23 protein-coding genes and 1 pseudogene are annotated in these 25362 nt (G+C 41.6%); 7 read left to right on the top strand and 17 right to left on the bottom strand.

The annotated features are described in order from the left end of the window. Positions 1–51: 51 nt before the first annotated feature. Positions 52–576: pseudogene (locus tag ACM0OP_RS08515) on the bottom strand (IS5 family transposase); the annotation flags it as partial. A gap of 596 nt (positions 577–1172) precedes the next feature. On the opposite strand from ACM0OP_RS08515, the gene ACM0OP_RS08510 reads away from it, so the two are divergent. Beyond that, on the top strand, positions 1173–1445 hold the full coding sequence (locus tag ACM0OP_RS08510; protein WP_414527968.1) for a hypothetical protein: 273 nt from the start codon (positions 1173–1175) through the stop codon (positions 1443–1445). A gap of 629 nt (positions 1446–2074) precedes the next feature. On the opposite strand, the gene ACM0OP_RS08505 is transcribed toward ACM0OP_RS08510, so the two are convergent. The 8 genes from ACM0OP_RS08505 to ACM0OP_RS08470 form a co-directional block, all read right to left on the bottom strand. Further along, on the bottom strand, positions 2075–2467 hold the full coding sequence (locus tag ACM0OP_RS08505; RefSeq protein WP_414527967.1) for a VOC family protein: 393 nt from the start codon (positions 2465–2467) through the stop codon (positions 2075–2077). Positions 2468–2707: 240 nt separating this feature from the next. Beyond that, positions 2708–4891, bottom strand: a complete 2184-nt coding sequence (locus ACM0OP_RS08500; protein ID WP_414527969.1) for a pentapeptide repeat-containing protein — start codon at positions 4889–4891, stop codon at positions 2708–2710. A 106-nt stretch (positions 4892–4997) separates the two neighbouring features. Further along, the gene (locus tag ACM0OP_RS08495) at positions 4998–6002 is read right to left on the bottom strand and encodes a zinc-dependent alcohol dehydrogenase family protein (RefSeq protein ID WP_414527966.1); all 1005 of its coding nucleotides are present in this window, start codon (positions 6000–6002) and stop codon (positions 4998–5000) included. A gap of 220 nt (positions 6003–6222) precedes the next feature. Next, complete coding sequence (ctpC, locus tag ACM0OP_RS08490) at positions 6223–7512, bottom strand: carboxyl-terminal processing protease CtpC (protein WP_414527965.1); 1290 nt, start codon at positions 7510–7512, stop codon at positions 6223–6225. 316 nt (positions 7513–7828) lie between these two features. After that, the gene (gene ispG, locus ACM0OP_RS08485; protein ID WP_414527964.1) at positions 7829–9055 is read right to left on the bottom strand and encodes a (E)-4-hydroxy-3-methylbut-2-enyl-diphosphate synthase; all 1227 of its coding nucleotides are present in this window, start codon (positions 9053–9055) and stop codon (positions 7829–7831) included. Positions 9056–9169: 114 nt separating this feature from the next. Beyond that, a complete protein-coding gene (locus tag ACM0OP_RS08480; protein WP_414527963.1) occupies positions 9170–9505 on the bottom strand; it encodes a HEPN domain-containing protein in 336 nt (111 codons plus the stop codon). A gap of 159 nt (positions 9506–9664) precedes the next feature. Beyond that, positions 9665–9919 carry a hypothetical protein gene (locus tag ACM0OP_RS08475; RefSeq protein ID WP_414527962.1) on the bottom strand — a complete coding sequence of 85 codons (255 nt, stop codon included), beginning with the start codon at positions 9917–9919 and terminating at the stop codon, positions 9665–9667. Next, entirely contained in the window at positions 9903–10961 is a 1059-nt protein-coding gene (locus tag ACM0OP_RS08470) for a ParA family protein (protein ID WP_414527961.1), read from the bottom strand. The genes ACM0OP_RS08475 and ACM0OP_RS08470 overlap by 17 nt, the downstream gene beginning before the upstream one ends. Before the next feature lie 161 nt (positions 10962–11122). On the opposite strand from ACM0OP_RS08470, the gene ACM0OP_RS08465 reads away from it, so the two are divergent. Further along, positions 11123–12160 (top strand): cysteine hydrolase family protein, encoded by a 1038-nt coding sequence (locus ACM0OP_RS08465; RefSeq protein ID WP_414527960.1) that lies wholly within the window; start codon positions 11123–11125, stop codon positions 12158–12160. A 53-nt stretch (positions 12161–12213) separates the two neighbouring features. Here ACM0OP_RS08465 and ACM0OP_RS08460 read toward each other — a convergent pair whose 3' ends face one another. Further along, positions 12214–13092, bottom strand: coding sequence for a LysM peptidoglycan-binding domain-containing M23 family metallopeptidase (locus tag ACM0OP_RS08460; protein ID WP_414527959.1), 879 nt, complete (start codon positions 13090–13092; stop codon positions 12214–12216). 217 nt (positions 13093–13309) lie between these two features. Between ACM0OP_RS08460 and ACM0OP_RS08455 the strand changes: the two genes are divergently transcribed. After that, positions 13310–14521, top strand: a complete 1212-nt coding sequence (locus tag ACM0OP_RS08455; RefSeq protein WP_414527958.1) for an HhoA/HhoB/HtrA family serine endopeptidase — start codon at positions 13310–13312, stop codon at positions 14519–14521. Positions 14522–14539: 18 nt separating this feature from the next. On the opposite strand, the gene ACM0OP_RS08450 is transcribed toward ACM0OP_RS08455, so the two are convergent. The 3 genes from ACM0OP_RS08450 to ispD form a co-directional block, all read right to left on the bottom strand. Further along, positions 14540–14884, bottom strand: a complete 345-nt coding sequence (locus ACM0OP_RS08450; protein ID WP_414527957.1) for a DUF760 domain-containing protein — start codon at positions 14882–14884, stop codon at positions 14540–14542. Between the two features lie 169 nt (positions 14885–15053). Continuing rightward, positions 15054–15572, bottom strand: a complete 519-nt coding sequence (gene scpB / locus ACM0OP_RS08445) for an SMC-Scp complex subunit ScpB (protein WP_414527956.1) — start codon at positions 15570–15572, stop codon at positions 15054–15056. 32 nt (positions 15573–15604) lie between these two features. Continuing rightward, the gene (ispD, locus tag ACM0OP_RS08440; RefSeq protein ID WP_414527955.1) at positions 15605–16288 is read right to left on the bottom strand and encodes a 2-C-methyl-D-erythritol 4-phosphate cytidylyltransferase; all 684 of its coding nucleotides are present in this window, start codon (positions 16286–16288) and stop codon (positions 15605–15607) included. A 169-nt stretch (positions 16289–16457) separates the two neighbouring features. On the opposite strand from ispD, the gene ACM0OP_RS08435 reads away from it, so the two are divergent. Further along, complete coding sequence (locus ACM0OP_RS08435; RefSeq protein ID WP_414527954.1) at positions 16458–17411, top strand: glycosyltransferase family 9 protein; 954 nt, start codon at positions 16458–16460, stop codon at positions 17409–17411. Between the two features lie 178 nt (positions 17412–17589). Here the strand turns inward: ACM0OP_RS08435 and ACM0OP_RS08430 are convergent, their stop codons facing one another. The 3 genes from ACM0OP_RS08430 to ACM0OP_RS08420 form a co-directional block, all read right to left on the bottom strand. Then, on the bottom strand, positions 17590–18291 hold the full coding sequence (locus ACM0OP_RS08430) for a DevA family ABC transporter ATP-binding protein (RefSeq protein WP_414527953.1): 702 nt from the start codon (positions 18289–18291) through the stop codon (positions 17590–17592). A 148-nt stretch (positions 18292–18439) separates the two neighbouring features. Further along, entirely contained in the window at positions 18440–19621 is a 1182-nt protein-coding gene (gene devC / locus ACM0OP_RS08425; RefSeq protein WP_414527952.1) for an ABC transporter permease DevC, read from the bottom strand. Then, a complete protein-coding gene (locus ACM0OP_RS08420; protein WP_414527951.1) occupies positions 19618–20919 on the bottom strand; it encodes an ABC exporter membrane fusion protein in 1302 nt (433 codons plus the stop codon). Before ACM0OP_RS08420 ends, devC begins: the two co-directional genes overlap by 4 nt. Before the next feature lie 101 nt (positions 20920–21020). On the opposite strand from ACM0OP_RS08420, the gene ACM0OP_RS08415 reads away from it, so the two are divergent. Continuing rightward, positions 21021–21875, top strand: coding sequence for a TetR/AcrR family transcriptional regulator (locus tag ACM0OP_RS08415; protein ID WP_414527950.1), 855 nt, complete (start codon positions 21021–21023; stop codon positions 21873–21875). 276 nt (positions 21876–22151) lie between these two features. Here the strand turns inward: ACM0OP_RS08415 and ACM0OP_RS08410 are convergent, their stop codons facing one another. Continuing rightward, positions 22152–22628, bottom strand: coding sequence for a CRR6 family NdhI maturation factor (locus tag ACM0OP_RS08410; RefSeq protein ID WP_414527949.1), 477 nt, complete (start codon positions 22626–22628; stop codon positions 22152–22154). Positions 22629–22927: 299 nt separating this feature from the next. Between ACM0OP_RS08410 and ACM0OP_RS08405 the strand changes: the two genes are divergently transcribed. Together ACM0OP_RS08405 and ACM0OP_RS08400 are read left to right on the top strand one after the other, a co-directional pair. Then, positions 22928–23368 (top strand): Fur family transcriptional regulator, encoded by a 441-nt coding sequence (locus ACM0OP_RS08405; protein ID WP_414527948.1) that lies wholly within the window; start codon positions 22928–22930, stop codon positions 23366–23368. Positions 23369–23586: 218 nt separating this feature from the next. Beyond that, complete coding sequence (locus ACM0OP_RS08400; RefSeq protein ID WP_414527947.1) at positions 23587–25353, top strand: DUF3685 domain-containing protein; 1767 nt, start codon at positions 23587–23589, stop codon at positions 25351–25353. The last annotated feature ends 9 nt before the right edge of the window (positions 25354–25362 follow it).

Below are 25362 nucleotides of genomic sequence, written 5' to 3'. Positions count from 1 at the left end.
CTTTGGTGGCTTTTTTTATCTGTGACAGTTTAGGGTGCGGAATGTGGGATTTAATCGTTTAACCTGATTCTCCGTATTATGAACTTGATGGAGAACTTTTTTGGCTCCTTCCCGTTCTGGGAGACTGGCAGACGTTACCAAGACCCGCAAAACGAGTCCTAACATATCCACCGTTAGATGCCGCTTACGTCCGTGTATCTTTTTCCCTGCATCATAGCCCACCGCTTGAGAAATCATTGTTGCTGTTTCCACTGATTGGCTATCAACTGCGGCTTCGGATGGACTAGGTTCTCGTCCCGCTGCGACCCTAACCCACTGGTAAAGTTTGTCGTGAATCTTTAACCATGTACCATCTTGACTCCATCGCCAAAAATAACCATAAACTGTTTGCCAAGGCGGGAAATCTCCCGGCAATCCTCGCCACGTACATCCCTGGCACAACACATACAGAATGGCATTTACAACCGCATATATTGCTACTTTACGTGGACGACCACCAAACTTAGCTGATGGAAAATCTTCCGCTATCAATTCCCACTGTTCCCATGTCAGGTTACTAGGATATGCTTTAGTCATTCGCTCACAGGGTGCTGGTTTCTACAAATTTCAGCATACGCCTTGTGAGCTTTCTTACAACAGCCTCCCACTTTTAAAACATCCTCTAAGAGAACAGTTACTCCACCCAGTCCATATGAAGGCTATAAATACGACAAAGAAGGCAAAAATTCACTTGTAAATCTGACAGATAACGAAGGATACTTTGCTACAAACTTCTTCTATGCCCACGATACAGATGATGTCCAATCCTTCCAAATTGCTAACGCTGGTAGCAACGCTGGTAAACAAGCTCTATTCATTTTAGCTGGTGACGAAAATAAAGATAATTGGCTTTACTAGGAATTACAAAAGGATCAAACTAATCTCAGGATGATTCCTTATAGGGTGGGTATCCACTCGCCCTATAAAAGAATAGACAAAAACTCAGACTGTTATATTTCAGATGACAATTGTCTACTTCTTTGAACTAATTTTTGCCTCTTTTTATTACATTACTCTGCCGCAAAAATATCAGCTATTTTTGAAATACATACCGCCAGAAAATATGGATGTTTTTAGCGGTATGTATTTGTTGACTCCATTGATAAATTATTAGCCAACCAGAGTATAAGTAGATGAAAATTTCCAATTTGAGCATTTTAGAAACCGTTGAAGGCATGGAAGCAACTGGCGGTTGTCAATTCTCAGAAGATGTAATGGACGAACACGAACCATCAAATCACAGAAATAATTTCAATGTCTTAGCAATGAGAAATCTACGAATCCTCCACCGCATCATAAATACTGCAAATCTAACTAATTTAGCTCTGAATGTTGTGTTTTTATATGCAGCACCTGGAAGCGAAAATTATCTGAACCAAATCGCCAATATTGATTCCTGGAATTAAATGTCTTTTGAGTCTATTTTTAGGGATTGATAACTTAATCTTCACTTCTTCTATCGAGTCCGGTTGTTAGTGTTAGCATCATCCTTACACTCCACTCCCAAACCCTTCCGGTATCAGGCTATCCATTACCCGGACTTTCTTAACATTTGTGATAGCGATAGCATACCTCTTAGTCATTGGTGACAAAATTGCAAAGCCTTTAACCTGCATTGTCTATTCTCAATAAAAGTAAGTGTTTACCAAGAACACCAAAGGCTGATTTGTCAAATACAGCAGTTTTCATTTTGGTGAGGTACACAAGGGCGGGCAGGATGCCTACCCCACAAGAGTTTCACCTCCTTGTACCTGATTTACCTGCAACCTGCTGTATGTAATCAATTTCAATCCTAATTACCGTTGCACTGCAAAATTGCCAACATTGTTAAGAGTTTTATGAGTAATGGATAGCAGTATCCGGGTAGGGGAGATAAAACTTATATTTGGCATAGTTATACCAATTCTGTATAAAATCGACGAAGTGCGATCGCCTGCGCCTAACTAAGGCTAAAACCCAAATTAATCAAAGTTTTGCACGTATCACCATTAATATTCCTATCTCCTATATGAGAAAAAAATGAGCTAATGCAGATTTATTCTGACAGTGCGTGGCATACTGCTTCAATGTTATGACCATCTGGATCTAAAACGAACGCTCCATAGTAGTTGAGATGATAATAATGCGATCGCACACTTGGTGCGCCATTATCCCTACCACCCTCTTTGATGGCTGCTGCGTAAAAAGCATTAACTTTCTCCCAGGATTCGACTGTGAAAGCAACATGAATTTGTGGAGTGTTGACTTCCTCATTCACAATCCAAAAGTCAGCTTTTCCATCTATGCCAAAACCAGCCGCATATTTAATCCCAGTTACGGCATGATTATATTCTTTAACTAACTCATATCCTAATGGAGCTAATGCAACCGTATAAAAGTTTTTGCTCTGTTTAAAGTTACTCACATTAATCCCAATATGGTCAATCATAAATGTCTTTCGGGGGTAAAATACAGCTAAACTATAAAATTAAGTTTGTACCGATCACAGCTTGCGTAACACTATCCCTAGTACGGGGTTTTTTTATGTCTATGGTATCAGTGATTGATATACAGCAGATGTCAGGATTTAATAGATATAGCTGGAGAGTGTGGGGAGTGTGGGTAAAAGCCTTTCGGTGTCTAACTTTTATAATCAGTTTATGTCCTAACGTGTATGCGTACTGATATATTACTTGAGATAAATCAGTAAATTTAATCCCGGTATTGTGCGAGAAAGAGTCCACAAAACTAAAGTGATGTACAGTACGCCTAAACTCCACTGATACCAAGCAAGTGTGGCAATTATTCCTGGTAAGTGTTCATCCCGCAGGCGAATATCGTTAAAGCCTAGCCTAACTAAATTATTCAAACTAAAGTCGTAGTAATTCAACCAATTCCAACGGCGATTCCATAATAGAGGCATATATCTTTCTCGGAATGTCTCATTTCTGGGTATGACAGGTAATCGCCCAATTAATAATCTTAATTGCCGAAAAGTTCCATCTTCTGTAAAGTAAGAAACATCCATTAAATCGTGATAGCGTCCTTGTTGATAAAGTTGAATAATTAAAGTTACTGGTAAGGGAATAATAATAATCGCCAGACACCCCAAAGTTAGCCAAGGGTATTCAGCATTATGGAAGATAGCTAATAAACTAAACAGTGTGAGAAAGGTAAAACCAGTAAATATCCAAATAGTTTCATAGGATGTGGGAATAATTGGAGATGGGTGTAAGCGACGATAGCGATCTATAAGCCAAAATAGCCAGCCAAAAAATGCGATCGCCACCCCTCCCACACCAAACACTAACCAAAAACTAGTCCCATAGCCACTTAGCAGTAAAAGTAAACTTAAAGCTAACCATCTCGCAGCTTGCAATAACCAGCCACCAAGGGTAAGAGGTTCAGCAATGATCAGGCGATCGCTAATTTGATTGTATGTATTTAAATCGATATCTGCTAAACTTAACAAATCACTGCTATTGCGAAATGGTTCAGTAAGCCGACGCAGTGCGATCGCCTCCGCCTGACTAGCACTAAAACCCAAATTAATCAAAGTTTTACGAGTCGCATTATTGATATTCCGATCCATCAAAACATGGCTTAACTCCTTCAGACGGAGTTTTTGCTTTGTATACTCCAACTGATTCGCATCCGCTATTTGCTGCTGCTGACGGAAATTCTGACCCAAATTTCGTAAAACATTTTGATTACCTTGGGAAGTAGGAACGCGAAACATTTGACCAATTTCCCCAGGATTACCCAAAATTTTGCCTTGATTAGAATTAAAAGTTAAACCAGGAACATTTAAAAAAGCCTCTTTAGCAAATCTCGCATCACTAAAATCAGCTTGATTAAAAATACTAGCACCACGTAAATTTACAGCTTGGTTAAAAATAACATCTCGAAAAATTGCTGCTTGCTCAAAAATCGCTTCTGTGAACACAACATACTGATGAAAATTTCCCTGAGTAAACTGTACTGGTTGAGCAAAACGCACACTAGAAAAATCAACATTTTCTTGCCATTGTGTCCGCATAAATTTAGCTGATTGCTTAAAACTAGCTTGATTAAATTTAGTAGTTTTTATAAAAGTGCTATCTTGGAAATCAGCCATTTCCTGAAATTGCGCCTTTTGAAAGTTTACATCATCAAAAAACACACTAGTCTGAAAATTAATCAACTGGCTAAAACTAGCCCCAGAAAACCGTACAGAACGGCTAAATCTAGTTCCATTCCAGTTAGTAGCTTGTAAAAAAATAGCATTTTCTGCATTCACTGGCTGAAAAAAGAAAGTATTTCCAAAGTTCACCTCTCCAGTGAAGCGAGTTTTCATTAAAGTTAAAGAACCACGAAAAATAGTGATTTCACTAGAAGCCGTGGGTTCACTTGCCAAAAGTGCGCGACAGTCCTTAGACTTAGGTAATGCGATTCCTTCGGAGCGCTTCGCTATCGCCAAAGACTGCGAACAAACAAAACGCAACTTTACCAACTGTTCCTGTTCACCACTAGTCAAAATCGGCGCATAGGCACTTACTGACTCTTGATCAGATAAAACCGGAGCATAAAGAGGAGTTCTCAAACCCAAATCACTACCCAAAAAATCTCCCCACACCAGAGAATTACTCAAATCTAAACCTAAAGGTTTGCTTCCAGACTTTTGTAACTCCTTTCGCAGCAATTGATAAAAATACTCACCAAAGATCCCATTCTCCGGGCGTAAATCAATCACCATCTCCCGTAAATCCACAGTCAAATTACCCTCACGGATAATCGGATTTTGCAATCTTTCCTGCAACAACTCCACTGTTAAAATACTACGTTCTGGTTCAGATGCGATCGCCCCACCAGGAACAGCCAAAAAAAACACCATTAATAAAACGCAGACATACACCAATAACCAACGCAGAGATAAACCAAACCTACCCTCCGTGACCCTTTGCGCTAACCTCCGCGCCCCTTTGCGTTTCCCCAAAAAATCAATCCCTCATCAACAAAACAATCTTACCCTGCATCGAGCCAGACTCCACAACTTGATGAGCCTGAACAGCTTCCGCCAAAGGAAACACCTTAGCAACTTCAACCTTCAACCTTCCTGTATCCATCAAACTAGCACACTCCTGCAAAATTTCCCCATGATGTATCAATCCTTCCTCCAAACCTTGTAACATCGGAGTCAGCATTAATTCTAACCCAACACGGAGATTACGTAATCTCGCCACCTTCCAAACAGTATCAGCCCTTGGTTCCAGAATCGTCACAACATCCCCATATACCCGCACCACCGGAAAAGTATTTTGTAAAATTTCGCCCCCCACAGTATCAAAAGCTAAATCCACACCTTCACCACCAGTCCAATTTAAAACCTCATTCACAAAATCGGTTTCTTGATAAAAAATCACCTCATCAGCACCGAGTTCTTTAACAAAATCAGCCTTTTCCTGAGAACTCACAGTAGTACAAACACTAGCACCCTTAAGTTTTGCCAATTGTATAGCTACATGACCAACACCACCAGCACCCCCATGAATCAAAACCCGTTCCCCAGGTTCCAACCGTCCCCGTTCATACAAAGATTCCCAAGCAGTAATTAATACCAAAGGTGCTGCTGCTGCTTCCACAAAAGATACAGAAGCAGGTTTACGGGCTACAAACCTTTCATCAACCACATTATACTCTGCATAATTACCCTGATGTCCGCCCAAACCACCATAGCAAAAATACACCTCATCACCCACACGGAAACGCTCAACCCCAGCACCCACCGCCTCAACCACCCCAGCACCATCACAGCCTAAAATTGCCAGCATTTCTTCAGGGTAAAAAGTCCCGCGCTGACGCAGTTTCGTATCAATAGGGTTAACCCCAGCCGCTACTAAGCGCACCAAAAGTTGCGTATTTCCTACAGGTAGAGTCGGCGTTGGTACTTCCCGTAACTCTAAAACTTCAGGGCTACCGGCTGCTGTCATCACAACTGCTTTCACAAATATTTCCTCCCAGATGCACACTTATTTGCAACTTTAGCGTAATCAGGAGGACAGAATAGACATCTGGCACAAAAAATATAAAGACGTTCCAGGGAACGTCTCTACAAAGGTTTTGCCAAAAGCATATTTAAATTTGGTCGATGTCTGATTTATTTCTAAAAAACCCCAGAAGGGAAGGGGCGTAAATCCTGAAACCCCTTTAGCATCGACTAAAAATTTATTTTTTCTCAGAAGTCGTTATACCCCTAGAAGCAATTTCCTGACCCAAAACTTCCACAGCTTTGGCAAATTGAGGATCTGCTAAAGTAGCCAGTTTTTCCCGTTGGTTCAGCCACAATTCCTGAAGCTGTTCTTCCGACAACTCCACCTTCACATCCGGTTCCACACCTTGTTTATTAATATCTCTACCATTGGGAGTGTGATACTTAGCAATAGTCACCGCTAAACCTGAACCATCTTCCAAAGGACGTACCGACTGCACTAAACCTTTACCAAAAGTTTTATTCCCCACCAGAACCGCGCGTTTATTATCCTGCAAAGCCCCTGAGACAATTTCACTAGCGCTAGCGGAACCTTCATCAACTAAAACCACCAGAGGTTTATTAGTCAAAGCACGTCCCCTAGCCACCTCTCGCTCTTGTTCACCCTTGCGGTCAATAGTAGAAACAATTGTGCCTCTATCCAACCACATCCGAGCAATTTCCACACTGGAGTAAAGTAAACCACCAGGATTCCGGCGTAAATCGAGAATATATCCGTCCACCCGTTGTCTTTCTAAATCTCTAATAGCGCTTTGCATTTCTCGGCTAGCATTAGCACTGAACTGATTCAGGCGAATATAACCCACCTTACCCGCAGGAGTTTCCTGTGTGGAATACTTAACAGGATGGATTTCAATGCGGGCGCGTATAATTTCAAACTGTCTCGGTTGACCGTCCCGTTGAATGGTCAAGTTAATTTTAGTTCCTGGCTCACCACGAATCAGGGATACTGCTTGGTTAGTATCCATCCCCTCAGTGCTTTTACCATTAATTTTAGTAATGATATCCCGCGCCAAAATCCCCGCCTTAAATGCAGGTGTATCATCAATAGGCGCAATCACCATAATCTTTTTGGTTTCTTCATCTTGACTGATGGTAATACCAATACCAGTCAATTCCCCAGAAGTGTCCACTTGCATATTCTTGAACTCTTCAGGGTCCATAAACCGGGTATAGGGGTCTTCCAACTTGGTCAGCATTTCCCGGATGGATTTGTAGGCATCTTCCTGACTACTGTACGACTTGCCCACCACGTACTCCTGCCGCACAGCCAGCCAATCTACCTGATTAAAAGTACCGTCTACATATTGGCGTTGAACAATTTGCCAAACCTCTTCTACTAATTGTTTAGGACTTGCTTTAAATAAAGCCTGACCTCGAGAGTGAATGCCAAGGCCAGTAACAGCAATTGTGGAAAGAGTCACGGCCGTAGCACCCAAAACAAGTCTACTTTTTGTAATCACCATAATGACAGCTGCGTCAGAGGGAGGAATATATCGTCAGTATGCCCAATCTAACACAGGGTTTCACTGTACAGACCAAGCACGTGTTAATAATTTCATTAAAATACTTGACAATCCGGGGAATTGGGTACTGGGGACTGGGGACTGGGTATTGGGTATTGGGGACTGGGTATTGGGTATTGGGGACTGGGGACTGGGGACTGGGGACTGGGTATTGGGGACTGGGTATTGGGTATTAGGAAATTTTATCCCCTTCCCCTGCCTCTTTCTCCCCCTTGCACCCTGCGCCCTGCGCCCTGTCTCTTCTCCCCCTGCCTCTTTATGGTTCTACCCAGCGTCCATCTTCCTTAATCAAGTTGATTAATTCTTCCACCCCTTGGGCTTCTGGGACTTTTTTAATTTCTTCTCGGCCACGATATAAAGAAATGTAACCGGGCGTTTTACCAACATAACCATAGTCAGCATCTGCCATTTCTCCAGGGCCGTTAACAATGCAACCCATAACGGCTATATCCAACCCAGTTAAGTGTTTGGTAGCTTCCCGCACCTTGTGTAATACTTCCTCTAAATTGAATAAAGTCCGACCACAAGAAGGACAAGCGACATACTCCACCATTGTTTTCCGCAACCCTAAAGCTTGCAGAATGCTGTAACAAACAGGAATTTCCTTTTCTGGTGCTTCTGTAAGTGACACGCGAATTGTATCGCCAATACCATCCGCTAATAATGTAGCAATTCCGGCGGTGGATTTAATCCGTCCATATTCACCATCACCAGCTTCTGTCACCCCCAAATGCAAGGGATAATCCATACCCAGTTCATCCATGCGCTTGGCCATGAGGCGATAGGCGGCTACCATCACTGGAACCCGTGAGGCTTTCATAGAAATTACTAAGTTATGAAAATCTAAAGATTCACAAATGCGAATAAATTCCAAAGCGGATTCCACCATACCTTGTGGAGTGTCGCCGTAGGTAAATAGCATTCTTTCGGCGAGGGAACCATGATTTACGCCAATTCGCATGGCTTTACCTTGATCTCGCAAAGAAATTACTAAAGGTGCGAGAGTTTCGCGGATTTTGTCACCGATTTCATTAAATTCGCTGTTAGTATATTCGCTTCTATTGGTGTTGGGTTTCTCAAATACATACAACCCCGGATTTATCCGCACTTTTTCGATATGCTTGGCGACTTCCAAGGCAATTTTCATACCATTGTGATGCACATCGGCGACAATTGGCACATCTTGGTAAGTTTGAATTAATTTTTGCTTAATATCCGCCATCACTCTAGCGTGAGCCATACTTGGTACTGTGACGCGGACAATTTCACAGCCAATTTCGTGTAAACGACGAATTGCTGCTACGGAACCATCAATATCCAGAGTATCCTCGTTAATCATTGACTGCACTACTACTGGGTAGTTACCCCCAATGGTGATATTTCCCACCTTGACAGGACGAGTTTTACGCCTCTGAATTTTGGTGTCAAACATGGGTTGATCTGCGGCGGTGTCAATGGTTGTCGGAGTTGGCAGGGTTTGCATAACCTAATGAGGTAAATTAGCTGTGGTTAAAATTTCAAATTCAAAGTCTCTTGATCTCAGATTGCCACATTCAGAGTATTTTTGGACAAGAAAATCGAAAAAAAGGGGACAGGTCTACAAAATTTGATGAATGCTCTCAACAACTTGCTCAATGAAATCAACTGCATCATTAACCATTGATTCATCGATATCCCAGCGATTACCTAAGCTAAGAGTAGGATCTATATCAGCTTCATGAACAATTTTATTCCTACGATCTACAATTAATTTTAGTTGTTGCTTAATATCTTTATCGGGACTGCCCATTTTATTCGCAACTTCTTCCCATAATTTTTTAGTTGAAATATATCTAATTGCTTCAGCTATGTTATCTGGTTTCTGGAAACTTTTAGAGTTCAAACTTTCTCTAATTTCTGCTTCTAACCATGAGGTATTATTTAGTTGATTCAAAATACTATTTGAAATAACTGGAATTAAATGGGATATATGATGAGATTGCTGTAAAAAATCATCTCCATAACTCTGCTGTATTTCACTCTCTATCCAAGAAGCAATATCGATAGCTATTTTTCTATCTTCACGCGCACTTCCTAGAGAAACCTGAACACGTTAAAAGGATGATTGAGTGGAATTTCTTGGAACTGCTGGTTCAGGACGTGTTCCTCGATGAATTTCCAGCATACCCAATGTAACAACCTCATGGATATAATAATCCAAAGCACTCACACTTAAAACTAGAGCAGAGCGTAAAATGTCTGAAATATCCAAAGCAGCAGTAGCTTGAGTCTTAACTGAGTTATGAAGAGCAATCAGATCCCGAACACGCTGAATACTAATACGAAATTGGTTAAGCGCTGACTGCATAACTGGATGATAGTGCAATAATTTTATCTGCTAATTCAGAAAAAGTTTCTCTAAATTCATCTTGTTTATTTTGATTTTGCTCACCTAATATGCCATATCCTAATTGTTGACGTGTTAACGCATAAACTGGTGTACTATGTTCATGTGAGAGAGCAATTAAACTGTTAAAATTAGAAATTTTTGTCAGAGTGAAACTACTATTGATTCCCTGCTCAGTATAAACTTGATTGGGTAATAACAAATTGTTTCGTTCCAAAATAGGTTTTAACTTACTACTAACCGTCATTTCTATTTTTTCTATGAATTTTTGAAATGCTGCTGTTTCTTTACCTCTAAAAGAAATATAATTTTGTACAATAATTCCTAAAAATTTTAATCTAAATTCTGGAAAAGGATAAGCCGATTCTCTTAATACAGGGTTTGTACTAGCAATTTTTGCCCAAGTACACCACTTTGATAAAATTTTAGAAAGAGAATCAATTGCCATTTCCGAGAAAAAATCAGTTGTTGTAGGGACTAAGAAAAAATCACTTGTCATGAGTAAGTTCTGATTGATTCCTCCTAAACTGGGACTCATGTCAATTAAAATGTAGTCAGCATTAAATTTATTAGCAGTTTTTTCCAAGAGATCCGAAATCGCACCCGGTAAGTTTTTGAGTTTCTGCATTGAACCACTAATTTCTTGGGCTTTACTTAATATTACTTCGTATTCAGTAAAGCCCACATGACCAGGTAACAAAAATAAACCCTCTTGACCTTCTATCGGAATACAATTTACAGCTTCAATTGGCCTTGGTTGTGACTCAAATGCAGGAGCCAAGGCAGTCTTGATATTTGAATGTGTCTTGTAGATGTTTTCTATTCTTGCTTCGTCGTCTTCGGTTTCCTCTTTTAGAGCGATACCAGTAAGATTACATTGAGGATCAGTATCTACAAGGATAACTCGTTTACCCTTTGAAGCCAGCATCCAACCTAAGTTAAAAGTAGTTGTGGTCTTACTGACACCACCTTTGTGATTGAACAAGGCAATCTTTTGAACCATCTTTTTTGCCTTTGATAATTATAAACTCTATTGAATACAGGTATGGGATGAAAATCTGTATTAGTTATTATAGCTTGTCAACAGTCAGCAGATTAGATACAAAAGATTTGAGTTTGTTAACGCATCTGTATTTACATTAGTCCCAGGCTTTTAATTAAATTATGAATACACGGAAAAAAACTCAACTATCGATTCCTCTTCACTTCGATGCTGAAAAAGTTGGCGAAGTTTGGCGCGTACCCTACCAAGAAATAGCCGCAGCAGCACCAGACTGGGCAGTAAAACATGATATTTCCCCATCAGCTAACGATAAAACTAATATTTGTCTACTTTTAATTGATGTGCAGAATACTTTTTGTATCCCTGGATTTGAATTATTTGTTGGTGGAAAAACTGGAACGGGAGCAGTTGATGATAATCGGCGAATATGTGAGTTTATATATCATAACTTAGGATTAATTACCAAAATTATTCCCACATTAGACACCCACACCGCGACACAAATTTTTCATCCAATATTTTGGATAAACGATGCAGGTGAACATCCCAAACCAGCCGCAACTAATATTACCCCAGCAGATATAGAAACAGGGATTTGGCAAGTTAACCCAGCAGTAGCTGATAATATTACTAATGGTAATTATGAACTGTTAAAAAAACACGCTTACTATTATGTGAAACAACTCAGCCAAAACGGGAAATATCCCCTAACTGTCTGGCCTTATCATTCCATGTTAGGCGGCATTGGTCATGCCTTAGTTTCCTCAGTAGAAGAGGCGATATTTTTCCATAGTATTGCGCGTCAAACTCAGACCCAATTTGAAATCAAAGGAGATAATCCTTTAACAGAAAATTACTCGGTTTTAAGTCCAGAAGTTTTAACAGATTTTAATCAACAACCACTAGCTCAAAAAAACACACGCCTGATTAAACAACTATTAGAATTTGATGCTGTAATCATTGCCGGTCAGGCAAAAAGCCACTGCGTCGCCTGGACAATTGATGATTTACTGAGAGAAATTGAACAAATAGATAGCACCCTAAGTCAAAAAATTTATTTATTAGAAGATTGCACATCTCCTGTCGTCATCCCCGGCATAATAGACTACACAGAACCAGCCGATACAGCATTTAAAAAATTTGCAGAAGCCGGAATGCAAATAATCAAATCAACTCAACCCATCTCATCCCTTCTTTAAACCTCCTCAGCGTACCTTTGCGCTCACCTCAGCGTACCTTTGCGTTAAAATCCTCAATCCTGCAAATAACCTTGAGGATCTTTGGCTACCCAACCTAAATCCGAGCTAGAGCGCATTTCAAAATGGAGGTGTGGCTCAGTAAAAGTCGGTTCTCCAGTTGTTCCTACAGTTCCCAGTAAGTCACCCTGATTAACCTGTTCACCAACGGCAACCTGAATCTCATTCAGATGTGCGTAACGGCTTTGTAAACCACCGCTATGATTGATAATTACTAACTGGCCATAACTTCCCTGCTGTTCAGCAAACACTATAGTTCCTGGAGCGATCGCCTGTACAGAACTACCCACTGGGGCTAACAAATCCATACCACTATGAAAAAACGCCTCACCAGTAGTAGGATGAATCTGCCAGCCATAAGGCATTAGCACAGTTGCCACTGATTCTAAAGGATACCCAGAAATTGATATGGCTTGGGTATCAGTAGGTGGGGAAGATTGTCTGATTAAAGGGTTTGGTGAAACATTTCCCGCCGGAACAAACACAATTCTAGGGTCTGGTTGACAGCCATTAATTTCAAAGAGTGTATCAGCACGAACTTGATATTTTTCCGCCACCTGTCGCCAAGTTTGTCCGCTAGGTATTTCTACAACTATGCCATTGTAGGGAGGAATTTGTAACTCGCTACCTACCGTTACTTGACCGTTGCTGACAGCAGGATTCATATTCACCAGGGTTGTGGTGGTGAGATTGTAGCGCTGTGCGATGCTCTCCAAAGTTTCACCATTTTGAACTTGATGCCGTTGAAACCGAGACAGAGCCGGAGTTTGACAGGTGTCGGCTGCATCGACTCGGCGGGAGTGGACAAATGTGGATGTTAGCCCGAAAGTACCAACTAGGCTACAGAGCAAAAGTAGACGATGAGAAAAATTCATATATAAAACACTACGCATACACGTTAGGACATAAACTGATTATAAAAGTTAGACACCTCCCACACTCCCCACACCCCCCACACTCCCCACACCCCCCAGCAAAACGGATGATGGGATTTATTCTGGCTCCCTCTCTGAAATTAATTTGTGCAATTCCCATTAGCTTGATTACACTTAAGAATTAGCAACTCCACTGCTTTCTTGAAACGTCATCATTATGAATTTACCTTTAAAGCAACTAGCTATTTATGTATCTTTACTAGCGATTGGTAGTGGTGCTGGTGTCTTGGGGAGTCATTATCTTTTCTTAGACAATCCCTCTTTTAAGGAGTTAAGAAATGTGACGGAGGCTTTTCCGCCAGAATCGGCTGTTCCTGATGCTGTGGCGGGAACTATTGCAGCTAGTCGGGGTGATAACCTCAATTTTATTGCTTCAGCTGTGCAGAAGGTCGGTCCAGCAGTGGTGCGGATTAATGCTACCCGCAAAGTTGCTAACCCGATTTCAGATGTGTTTAAAAATCCTTTGTTACGCCGATTTTTTGGGGAGGATGAACAACCTATAGCTTCTGAACGAATTGAGCGGGGTACGGGGTCGGGATTTATTTTGAGCGAAGATGGTGTAGTGCTGACTAATGCCCACGTGGTGGCGGATACAGATACTGTACAAGTGACGCTGAAGGATGGCCGTACTTTTAAGGGTAGGGTAGTGGGAGTTGATCCGATTACGGATGTGGCTGTGGTGAAAATTCCCGAAAATAAATTGCCTACGGTGAAGTTAGGCAATTCGCAAAATTTAATTCCGGGACAATGGGCGATCGCAATTGGTAATCCTTTGGGTTTAGATAATACTGTGACTATCGGCATTATCAGCGCTACTGGTCGCACTAGCGCTCAAGTGGGTGTCCCAGATAAGCGTGTTAGTTTTATCCAAACTGATGCAGCTATTAACCCTGGTAACTCTGGCGGTCCTTTGTTAAACGCTCAAGGTGAAGTTATTGGTGTTAACACTGCTATTCGCGCTGATGCTCAAGGTTTGGGGTTTGCGATTCCCATTGAAACTGCGGCGCGGATCGCTAATGAATTATTTACCAAAGGGCGGGCAAATCATCCTTTTTTAGGAATTGAAATGACAGATTTATCTCCTAGTAAAAGACGAGAGCTGAATCAGGGTAAAAATCTTAACATCCAGAAAAATACTGGTGTTGTAATTTCTGGAGTTGCAGAAAACTCACCAGCTGAGGAGTCGGGGCTGCTTCCTGGAGACGTGATTACAAAAATCAACGGTCAAGCAGTAAAAACTACAGCTATTGTCCAAAAACTGGTGGAATCCAGCACAGTTGGAGATATCCTAGAAATTGAAGTTAACCGCAATGGTAAAATTCAAACCTTGAAGGTGGAATCAGCCCCCTATCCCGATCAAAAGTCCTGAATTTCCCAGATTTGAGTATTAACTGTTGGACAAGTTCTCTAACTGCATTCTTTGCTCCATTTGGCGGAGGAAGTATCCTGTCATCATGGCTGATGCCAGAAGTCCAGCTAAGTTGTCTCTATCCGTTGTAATTTGGACGTTAAAATTTTCTGGGGGTAGCATTCCCACAAGCCCTTGGACATTTTGCGAAATTATGTGTTTAATTTCTGGGCTGACGGACTGAGCGACACGGGCTAGAACTTCAGGAGGCTGATGCTGTAAATATTTGAGTAACTGGTTAGGATTTTCCTCAAAATGGTCGTTCAGAAGCTGATTGGGGTTTTCCTCGGAGTTGTCATTCAAAAAGTCAGGGTCAAACACCATTGGCAAATTTTAGCTTAGTTGCTGATTCTACTCTAAACCATAGTACAAGTGTCGTGCATTCTCTACTGCTATTATTTGTAATTCTATTTTAGGAAATCTCTAGCTCTATCGACAATAGAGCAATTTTCCAGGGACAAAAATTTTTCTGAGATTGGTTTGAAAGTAGGTTTTATGGAATGCTCAAGTCCAGTTCTAGTTGTTCTTTTGGCTGGTCAGGGGCTAATATTTGGGGCAATTGTTCAATTTGGAAATACTGATGAAATTTTGGGGTAATTTGTAGGGAATATGACCGAGAATCGTTGTCTCGACGTTTCCGCACAAAACCCAGTTCTACTAGTTCTGGTACGTGTTGATAGACTCCTGAACCACGCAGTTCAATTAAATCGGTTTGGAGTATGGGGTTATGTAATGCGATCGCAGCTAAAGTCCGTAATGCACCTAGTCCTAATTCTACTGGAATCAGGGTTTGTACTAAGTCGTGAAACTCAGAACGCAGTTGCAGGCTGTAACCTGTGGGGGTTTCTACTACTTCTAAGGCGCTGTCTCGGTGAGCATAATTATCCATTAGTTCCATAATGCCTTCTTCGGCCGTGGCGCGATCGCACCCAGCATACTCGGCAATTTCGCTCAAGGACAAGGGCTTTGCTTTTAAATACAGAATCGCTTCTATCTTAGTTGCTGTGGTCATTATTCCTGAAATTCTTAAAAAATCAATACTCCTTACTGCCCCCTTCCTCCCAGTATAAATTCGGCGATCGCCAAATCTTGAGGAGTGGTAACTTTTAAGTTAGTCTCTTCTCCGGGGACAATTCGGACTTCAATACCGCATTTTTCAAATAAAGCTGCATCATCGGTTACTTCCCAACCCTGACGCACACCCTCAGCATGGCATTTTTTCAATAACTCCACATTAAACCCTTGAGGTGTTTGGGCTGCCCATAATTTTTGTCGGTCGGGGGTACTTTGGATTATGCCATGCTCATCAATCACTTTGATTGTATCTTTTACAGGTACAGCCGCAATTAGACCAGAACATTCGCGGATGGCTTGGGCGCAGGAGTCGAATAAATCTGGTGTAGCCAGACATCTCGCCCCATCGTGAATTAATACGCGTTCTGCGGTGGCTGGGAGCGCCTGCAAGCCCTTATAAACTGATTCTTGACGGGTGGAGCCGCCAGTAATAAATTCTACAGGTTTATCAATATTTAAGTTAGCGAGAATTGCTGTGAAATCTGGCCAATCACAAGGTTGAGAAATAATCCCGATCCACTTGATGCTATTGGCTGCTGCTGCTGCTTTGAGAGTCCAAGCCATAATGGGTTGCGATCGCACTTCCAGGAGGAGTTTATTACGGGTTCCTCCCATTCTTTTGCCGACTCCCGCCGATGGAATTAGTAAATGCACAGAAAACCTCAAGAAATTAATAATTTAGCGCCAGAAACAAGGAATAGAGGGGATTTACCCCACTGTCCCACAATTTTTATAGAACATAACCCATGAACAATCGCCAATGAACAATAACTAATGACTATATTCACCTAAAATAAGGAGCGAGTACGCGTCAATAAATATTATGCGAGTAGTAGCCCTTGTTCCTGGTGGAATTGGCGACCAAATTCTTTTCTTCCCGACTCTAGATGATCTGAAGCGTTCTTACCCTAACGCTCAGTTAGATGTCGTTGTGGAACCCCGGTCAAAGGCTGCCTACCAGGTGAGCCAGTCAGTTAATGATGTACTGACATTTGATTATCAAGACAGTAATAGTCTGGCAGATTGGAGTAATTTTGTCGGCACGATTCGTGATCGAGAGTATGATGCCGTGATTACTCTAGGACAAAGTTGGTTAATGGGTCTGCTCCTGTGGTTAACAGGAATCCCCACCCGCATTGGTTACGAAGGCCAAGGAGCAGTTTTTCTCACTAATCCTGTCCCATTCAAACCAAACCAGTATGTAGCGGCAGTTTATCACGACTTGCTGAAACCTTTGGGGATTAACAGCCCTTGTCCAGATTTGACCGTGAATATCCTGAAGCCAGACATTCAGTGGTCACAAAATGAACAAAAACGCTTGGGGGTGAATGAAACAGGCTACATCTTGATTAATGCTGGTTCTCGTCTATCTCAAATAGATGCGGATCAACTCTACCCTGTGAAAAGTTGGCAACAAGTTATTCAGGAATGTCAACACAAGCAGCCGGATTTGCCTGTAGTCATTATCCAAGAATCGGAAAATCAGCAACTAGTGCGATCGCTCCTCGAAAGGATTCCAGGTATTAAAGTGACTTCTCCTAATAATATTGGCAAATTAGCTGCCATGATTGGTGGAGCCAGTTTAATGTTATCTGCCGATGATCCACTACTTCACTTAAGTGTAGCAGTGCAAACTTATACTATCGCTCTATTTGGTCCCACAGATTCAGCGAAGTTGTTGCCAAAAAGTGATAAATTCTTGGCGATTCAATCACCCACAGGTCAAATGGCAGATATTGCACCCCAAACAGTTTTGGATACAATTTGGGCTGGCTAGGGACTTGCATGAGGTAGAGGCAGGGGAGCAGGGAGCAGGGAGCAGGGGAGCAGGGGAGCAGGGGAGCAGGGAGCAGGGGAGCAGGGAGCAGAGATGATCTGATGAAAATGGGGTAATTTATGTTCTCGAAATCCCCTAAACCAGTGGTGAGTGCTGAGAAAAAACCTTCTACTCAGCATTAAGCACTACTGGGACTATTTACATCATTTCTCACCAGATGACCATCTTCCATATAGATAATCCGGTCAGCAATATCTAAAATGCGGTTATCGTGAGTCACGAGCAAAATTGTACAGCCTTGCTCTTTGGCTAATTTCTGCATAATTTCCACAACATCGCGCCCCGATTGTTTATCCAGTGCGGCGGTGGGTTCATCTGCTAAGACAATTTTAGGCTGACTTACCAATGCTCGTGCGATCGCAACCCGTTGTTTTTGTCCACCAGACAAACTATCTGGATAGTAATGGAGTCGCTCTCTCAAACCCACTGCTTCTAGCATTTGTTCTGATTGCTTGAGCATTTCTTGAGGCGAAATGTGCGGTTGCACTTCCAAACCCATCCGCACATTTTGTAATGCGGTTAAACTACCATGCAAGTTGTGCGCTTGAAAGATATAACCGTTACTTTGCCGCGCCTGTGTTAACTGTTTGCTACTAGCACCACAAAGTTCTCTGTCTAAAACTCGCATACTCCCAGACTGGACAGAACGCAAGCCTCCCACTAAAGTTAGCAGTGTCGTTTTACCAGAACCAGAAGGCCCAGTCATAATTACAATCTCACCGGCATTAATTGTGAGATTGATATTGAATAAAACCTGCTTACGCAGTTGACCACTACCAAAGTAATGATCCAAATTTTCAATAGAGATAACATTAGTCATTGGTCATTTGTCATTAGGAAATTACCGTCTTCTCCCCTCTGCACCCTGCCTTTTCTCCCTCCTGTACCCTGCACCCTGCCTCTTCTCTCCTCTGCACCCTGCCCCCCTGCCTCTTCTCCTCCCCACTCCCCACACTATTCCCCATTCCCTAAAACATATCCGCAGGGTCAGCAGATTGTAATCTCTGAGTGGCAATAATTCCAGAAATAGTACACATAATAATTGTTAGTAATAATACAACTACTCCCCTGAGTAAAGTCATATATATCGGTAAATTCGTGGCATTACGAGCCAAGTGATAAAGTCCCAAAGGTACAACAAATCCGGGAATAAAACCCAGGAAAGCTAAAATAATTGCCTCTTCAAAAATCACCCCTAACAGGTATGAATTGGAATAACCCATTGCTTTGAAGGTGGCATATTCTTTTAAATGGGCATTCACGTCAGTAGAAAGAACTTGATAGACAATAATCACACCGACCAGAAATCCCATAGATACGCCTAAACTGAAGATAAAACCAATGGGGCTTTCACTTTTCCAGTAGTCTTCCTCAAATTTGATAAATTCCTCCCGTGTTAGCACTTTGACATCTTGATTATTTTGCAGGTGTAATTTTAAGGCTGCTGCTACCTGCTGCGAATCATAGCCTGGTTGAATCTCTATTAAGCCCAAGCTGATACTCCCTACGTGTCGTCGGGGAAATAATCTTAAAAAATTGTCATCGTTGGAAATCAATGTACCGTCAGCGCCAAAGGATGCGCCTAATTTAAATGCGCCAGTAATGGTAATGGTACGTTTATCTACTTCTGTGGATACGGTTTTACCTGCGTCAATTTGTTGAAATACCTCTTGGTATTCACCTCTGGCTCCACGGTCAAAGATAAAGGAATCAGGTAGTTTAATCTTGTCTAATTGAGCATTTAGTTCTGGTAAGTCTAAAACAGGCTGTTCATGAGTGACACCAATGGCTTGGACTGCGGTTTTGCGGCGTGTTTGGGGATTTTTCCAAGTTACTAAACCGATATACATGGCTGTAGCTGATTGCACACCTGAAACATCAGCAGCCTGCAATAATCGCCGTCGTGAAAAGGTGGACATATTTTGCATATTCCGGCTTTGCGGACTGATTAAAATGATATCTGCCAGCACAGCCCGATTTATGGTGGTGTTGCTGTCGTAGAGCGCATTCTGAAAGCCAAGCTGCATAAACATCAGGACATCTGCAAAGGCAATACCGGCTATAGCGACTAACAAACGACTTTTATGATGGCTGAGTTGTAACCATCCTAGAGGTGTTCGCCGTTGTAGTTGTGTAATTAATTTGTTCATAGTTCAATCACCGCCTTGACTTGTAAATTGGTAAATTTGGCGGCTTTTTGGCTGGATGCTGCATCAAGTTTTACATGGGCTTCCACAACTCTGGAGTCAATATTTTCCGTAGGATCGCTGTTAATAATATCTTGCCGTTGCACTTTCCAGCCTACCCAATCCACGGTTCCGACTAATTCACCTGATAGAGAATTACTAGATATTCGCACCCGTTGTTTAGGTTGGATTTTGCTCACGTCACTTTGATAAATTTCCACAACTGCATACATCTGGTTGGTTTGCCCAATTTCGATAATGCCGTCATTAGAGACAATTTCGCCTGAGCGCGTATGAATATCAAATATGACACCATCTTGGGGTGATTTTACATAAGCCTGAGCTAAGTTTGCCTTTGCCTGTTTTGCCACTGCTAAAGCCCGGTTAACTTCTGCTTTTGCTCCGGCGACATCTACCGGACGGACTTCGGCGATGCGGTCTAAGGTAGCAGATGCGACATTTGCTTGTTGGCTACCAGTTGCTTGAATGCGAGCCAAAACAGTTTTGGCTTCGGTAATTTGCTGGCGACCAGTGCCATCAATGCGGTTGAGAATGGCTTCGGCTTCACTCAGCTGCTGGGTGATAATATCGACACTCAAGCGCTTAGTGTCAAATAATGACTGAGAAATTGCTCCTTCTGAGTACAACTGCTGATGGCGTTGAAATTCTACTTGGGCATTTTTCAGTTCTGCTTCTAGCTTGTTAATTGTGGCTTGTTGTGCTGTTTTCTCTCCTTGCCACTGTACTTCTAACCGGGTGACTGTTTCTCTTTGCTGCCTTTCATCCCCTAGAGTTTGTGCTTGGATACGCCCCATTTCGGCTTTTTGGGCTTGGATTTCGCCTATTTTTGCTCCTTCCTGGATTTTTGCTAAATTTATCTCTGCTATTTTCACGCCTGCTTCGGCTTCTTGTAATGCGGCTTCTAAGCGATCGCGGTTATCTAAAATTGCGATCGCCTGACCAGCTTTTACCTGATCTCCTTCCTTAACTAATAGCTGTTCTACCCGACTACCTTGACTAGATGTCGGTGCGGAAAGTTTAATTACTTTTCCTTGGGGTTCTAATCTCCCCAGAGCAGTCACTGTTTTAATTTCAGGTATGCTCACCTGTTCGGTGGGAGTGGTTTGAGTTGCTTGTGATTGCCAAAATTTGTAACTGGTTGTGCCGGCGATCGCCAAACTTGTAGCTACTACCAACATAATCAGTTGGCGAAAGCTAGGCTTAACAAATGCGGAACCTTTAGCTGTGCTATCAGGTAGCATAAGCCCCCTCTTTTACGTATAAGTAAACTGTTTAGTTCAGTTGCTATCTCACTAAACTAAACTGTACATTACAGTTATGTCAAGAGTTCAAAAATCCAAAAATGAAAAAGAAACTGACACAAAGTAATCCGGGAGAACGTTTGCTATCACCAGAAAAAGTGGATGCGATTCTCGCTGGTGCTATGCAAGAATTTTTAGCCAATGGCTATGCAGCCACCACAATGGATAAAGTGACAGCCGCAGCAGGAGTCTCCAAAACCACTGTTTACAGCTACTTTCAAGATAAGGAAGGATTATTCATTGCTCTGATTGAACGACTAGCCCAAGAAAGCCGTCGGGCAATATTTAATCCCGAAGACAGGCAATTTCTAGAAGGAGAACCTCAACTTGTGTTGCACCGCCTAGCAAACAACATTTTAGAGCGGATTAACCATGAACAGGAAGTTTTGAATTTAGTCAGGCTGATTATCGGTGAATCTGGACGTTTTCCATTGCTGGCGCAAGAGTTTGTGCGTAACGTAGACAAACCTGCTTTGGAACTTTTAAGTCAATATTTTACAGAACATCCAGAACTGCAACTACCAGATCCAGAAGTAGCTGCACGTATCTTTATCGGCACATTAATTCATTTCACCATTATTCAGGATATGCTACATAGTCACCAGTTGTTACCAATGGAGCGCGATCGCCTGATTACTCACCTAATCAACTTACTCACAAGTAATCAAACTCCCAAACCGCCTACCAATCAGTATTCCGGTACTGTTCAGAAATCGCCCAGGCGCAAGCGTACTGCGTCGGGTAAATTCAAAATGGATTATGGTCGTGAACCCAAACATCTCAGATCAATGCGACTCACAGATACAGCTTGGGAAAAGCTCGCAGAATTGGCAGATGAAAATAATTTGACCAGAAGTGAGGCTATCGAAATTTTTGCCCGTAACGGTGCTATATAGCTGGGGAGTAGGGAGTGGGGAGTGGGGTAAAAGCCTTGATCAGTTTATATCCTAACGTCCTTGGCGGTTGCTATATGATGATCACAACTCAGAAAGTTGAAATTGGTAGGCAAGAACATTATGTATATACATGGTCAATAGGTGTGAGTTAGAACTATTTTCCTATTTTCGTGGAGCCATAGCATTTCCTAGTCTAATCAAGTACAAAATTATCTGCGTTTATCTGCGTCCATCTGCGTTTAATGATGACTGCTTTTACCTCACTTAAGCCAATTGCTATAGAAATATCTCAAAAAAGGCATCATCTAAGTCATAACCCAGCATTTGCGCCATAGACTTTAACCGCGATTGGCTGGGAATACCTTGTTGCTGGAGCCAATCACCCAAGATAAAAATTTTGTGCATCAGAAATATTTCTAATGCTTCAGGGTTATATTGAATACCTTCTTTGGCACTGAATTGGTGGGGTACAAGCATGGCAGTGTAACGAGCCAATTCTCCAGCTTTCCAGTCTAGTAAAAACGGCAACCAGGGATACTTGGCATCCAAACGCACAAACCACAACCGCAACTCTGGAATTTCTGACAATTCGCGGGGGTCTCCTGGTTCCAAGGTATAGTTAATCTCAAAACTCAGTTGCTGTTCGTGAGATGCGATCGCGTCCTCTTCTACTAGTTGCGAAATCACCTTGAAGGCAGGTGAAATATCAAGATTATTAACGTACTCAGTATCCAGTGTGATCTTCATTGTCATTGATTACGCCCCCATTTTCGATATGCTTAACAGTATGATCGACAATCTACAGTACCAGCTTTTCCGTTAAACTAGGAAATTTAGCTTCTTTATCTCAGTTTGCAGACATCACACCTGCCTATAGTTGGACATTTTCCATAATTTTAAGTTAAAGTTGTAATGAGTTTGTTTAAGATCATAAGTCAATTTCGCAGCCACACCAGTAGGGGGAAAATAACTCAGTAAGTAATATGCTTACAGATCAAAACAACTAATCAACACTGAACCGGGAAATCCCCTTATAGTTAACTGACTTAACTATGCAAAATCAATCTATATCTCCAAAACCAATTCGTTCTTTAGAAGATGCCCTAGAGCGATGTCAATTATTGGGTATGCGCGTTAGCCGTCAACGTCGCTTTATTTTAGAACTGCTGTGGCAAGCCAATGAACATCTTTCCGCTAGAGAAATTTACGATCGCCTCAGCCAACAAGGTAAAGATATTGGTCACACATCTGTTTATCAAAATTTAGAAGCCCTATCCACTCAGGGTATCATTGAGTGTATCGAACGCTGTGACGGGCGTTTATACGGTAATATCAGTGATTCCCATAGTCACGTCAACTGTATTGATACTAACCAACTTCTTGATATTCATATAGAACTTCCAGAGGAATTAATCTGTTATGTTGAACAAACAACAGGAGTACGGATTACTGAATATAGTATTAACTTTTACGGTTATCGCCATCCCCAATAAACTCAATAATTTCTGAGATTCATCTTTTAAAACCTCTTTCAGCTAGAAGGGGAAAAATTCTAGTGCTACCTGTGAATGGGTTACTAGATTCTGTGCCAAATACTCCTTAACGATACACCCTGAATAATCAAATGCAGACAATCTAATTATTCCCCATTCCCTATTCCCTAAAACTATGAGAGACTGTACATAAACAGTCATTGTGTATTTTTAATACCATGACCAATAGACCCCTAAAATTATTATTAATCGACCAAGACCCCATATTCCGGCTAGGACTAAGGGCAGCATTGTCATCACTTCCGCATATTCAGGTGGTAGCAGAAGCGGATACAGAAACCAGCGCCTTGCAGATACTAGCAGAATTGGCTCAAGAAGATGCCCATCAAGTTAATTTAGTGCTTTTAGAATTAGGCAATGGTCGATCTATTTCTAGTCAACAACAGGGGTTACAACTCTGTCAACAATTAAAAAAACAATACCCGAAACTAGCAGTATTGCTACTTAGTTCTGTTCAAGAACCAGGATTACTGTTAGCTGTGCAGTCTACTGGGGTGAATGGCTACTGTGCTAAAGGTATTCCCATTCCGGAATTAGTCGCTGCGATGGAAGCAGTAGCCGATGGTACTAATTACTGGTTTCCCCCAAAGCAAAACTTAGATGTAATTTCCCATCAACCTATCACCCCATTACCACCTCTTCCCCTGGCTAGGGTGAGGAAAAATTTGTACTTTTCTGGAATTGGATATATTGAGGCGACTTTAGCCCAAGTGATAGGGCAATTACAAATCCCTGGATTACCATTAATAGATCAAGCTGTTTTGGCTGGACGACGACGGGAACTGCTAGCAGCGCGTTGGTTAGTGACTCGGTTATTAGTTACGCCAGAGGAAAGACAAGAAGACGAATCCAGTGCTGTTACACAAACACAGCTTGTAATTCCTTCTCTGAATGCTATTGCGCCATTAGAGTTAACACAACAATCATCAACACCGCCTTTACTTAGTCCGCGATCGCTGCAATCTGATTTATTCTCATTATGTGTGAACAAATTACAGTTTTCTTTACAAAACGTCACAGATATAGCCTTAGAAATTGACATTTTTCGGGAAGATAAAAAACGGGAGTTACTATACCTAATTCTGCAAAAACTAGCTCAACAACTGGATGAACTGCGTGTCCCACAAATAACTATTGCTCAACTGGAAACTTTAAAAGACAGCATATTATATGATTTATGGCAAGTAGTAATTACAGATTTTTTTGGTAAATTTTATCAAGTGCAAGTCGGTCAGCAAAATATAGAAGTGGTAAATTTATTGCTGCAAAATTATCGAGTTGTGCAAGTGGATATTTACAATAAAATTCCCTTGGTTGAACAATTATTTGCTTATTTAGTATTCCAGACAGACTTACATATTGATAACAGGTCATACTCTGCCGGTAGCCCAGAAGCTCAAGCTCAAGCATTAATAATTTTAGAAAATTTATTAATTCAAGTAGCTAATGGTGTAGTGCAACCACTACTGAACTCTTTAGCAGATGTGGAAGAAATTAAACAGAATTATTATGATCGTAGATTAATTTCCACCAGAGACATAGAAAGGTTTCGGAATGAATTGTCATGGAAATACCGTTTAAATAAGTATCTTAATGAACCAAAATTTATGTTTGAAAGTAGCTATCAGCTATTTGTGTTTGCACCACGTGGAATTGCTCAAACTGCAATTTATGCTCCCCGTAGTCAAGAATTAGCAAAGTTGTCTGGTATTCCGTTATTAGTCACATTAATTCTAGAATTTCGAGATGCGATCGCACCTCGTTTACAATCTTTATTATCAATTATTGGTAGCGGAATTGTGTTTCTGCTCACGAAAATAGTTGGTCGAGGTTTAGGTTTAATCGGTCGTGGTATCCTCCAAGGAATTGGTAGTGTCTCGTTAACAGAAAAGAACCTGAAGCGCAATAGTGAGCGACCAAAGTAGAGTAGGGTG

Origin of the sequence: Nodularia chucula CCY0103, from assembly GCF_963923915.1 — a bacterium.
GTDB lineage: Bacteria > Cyanobacteriota > Cyanobacteriia > Cyanobacteriales > Nostocaceae > Nodularia > Nodularia chucula.
Note: the sequence above shows the minus strand (reverse complement) of the source record. Positions and strands in the feature narration are given on the sequence as shown.

Excerpts from the sequence above, each read along its gene's own strand:
- ACM0OP_RS08435 (WP_414527954.1), top strand. The coding sequence starts at position 16,458 with ATGCGAGTAGTAGCCCTTGTTCCTGGTGGAATTGGCGACCAAATTCTT.
- ACM0OP_RS08405 (WP_414527948.1), top strand. The coding sequence starts at position 22,928 with ATGCAAAATCAATCTATATCTCCAAAACCAATTCGTTCTTTAGAAGAT.
- ACM0OP_RS08400 (WP_414527947.1), top strand. The coding sequence starts at position 23,587 with ATGACCAATAGACCCCTAAAATTATTATTAATCGACCAAGACCCCATA.
- devC (WP_414527952.1), bottom strand. The coding sequence starts at position 19,621 with ATGAACAAATTAATTACACAACTACAACGGCGAACACCTCTAGGATGG.
- ACM0OP_RS08455 (WP_414527958.1), top strand. The coding sequence starts at position 13,310 with ATGAATTTACCTTTAAAGCAACTAGCTATTTATGTATCTTTACTAGCG.
- scpB (WP_414527956.1), bottom strand. The coding sequence starts at position 15,572 with ATGACCACAGCAACTAAGATAGAAGCGATTCTGTATTTAAAAGCAAAG.
- ACM0OP_RS08500 (WP_414527969.1), bottom strand. The coding sequence starts at position 4,891 with ATGGTGTTTTTTTTGGCTGTTCCTGGTGGGGCGATCGCATCTGAACCA.
- ACM0OP_RS08410 (WP_414527949.1), bottom strand. The coding sequence starts at position 22,628 with ATGACAATGAAGATCACACTGGATACTGAGTACGTTAATAATCTTGAT.
- ACM0OP_RS08470 (WP_414527961.1), bottom strand. The coding sequence starts at position 10,961 with ATGGTTCAAAAGATTGCCTTGTTCAATCACAAAGGTGGTGTCAGTAAG.
- ACM0OP_RS08420 (WP_414527951.1), bottom strand. The coding sequence starts at position 20,919 with ATGCTACCTGATAGCACAGCTAAAGGTTCCGCATTTGTTAAGCCTAGC.
- ACM0OP_RS08505 (WP_414527967.1), bottom strand. The coding sequence starts at position 2,467 with ATGATTGACCATATTGGGATTAATGTGAGTAACTTTAAACAGAGCAAA.
- ACM0OP_RS08415 (WP_414527950.1), top strand. The coding sequence starts at position 21,021 with ATGAAAAAGAAACTGACACAAAGTAATCCGGGAGAACGTTTGCTATCA.
- ACM0OP_RS08460 (WP_414527959.1), bottom strand. The coding sequence starts at position 13,092 with ATGAATTTTTCTCATCGTCTACTTTTGCTCTGTAGCCTAGTTGGTACT.
- ACM0OP_RS08450 (WP_414527957.1), bottom strand. The coding sequence starts at position 14,884 with ATGGTGTTTGACCCTGACTTTTTGAATGACAACTCCGAGGAAAACCCC.
- ispG (WP_414527964.1), bottom strand. The coding sequence starts at position 9,055 with ATGCAAACCCTGCCAACTCCGACAACCATTGACACCGCCGCAGATCAA.
- ACM0OP_RS08465 (WP_414527960.1), top strand. The coding sequence starts at position 11,123 with ATGAATACACGGAAAAAAACTCAACTATCGATTCCTCTTCACTTCGAT.
- ACM0OP_RS08430 (WP_414527953.1), bottom strand. The coding sequence starts at position 18,291 with ATGACTAATGTTATCTCTATTGAAAATTTGGATCATTACTTTGGTAGT.
- ctpC (WP_414527965.1), bottom strand. The coding sequence starts at position 7,512 with ATGGTGATTACAAAAAGTAGACTTGTTTTGGGTGCTACGGCCGTGACT.
- ACM0OP_RS08510 (WP_414527968.1), top strand. The coding sequence starts at position 1,173 with ATGAAAATTTCCAATTTGAGCATTTTAGAAACCGTTGAAGGCATGGAA.
- ACM0OP_RS08475 (WP_414527962.1), bottom strand. The coding sequence starts at position 9,919 with ATGCAGTCAGCGCTTAACCAATTTCGTATTAGTATTCAGCGTGTTCGG.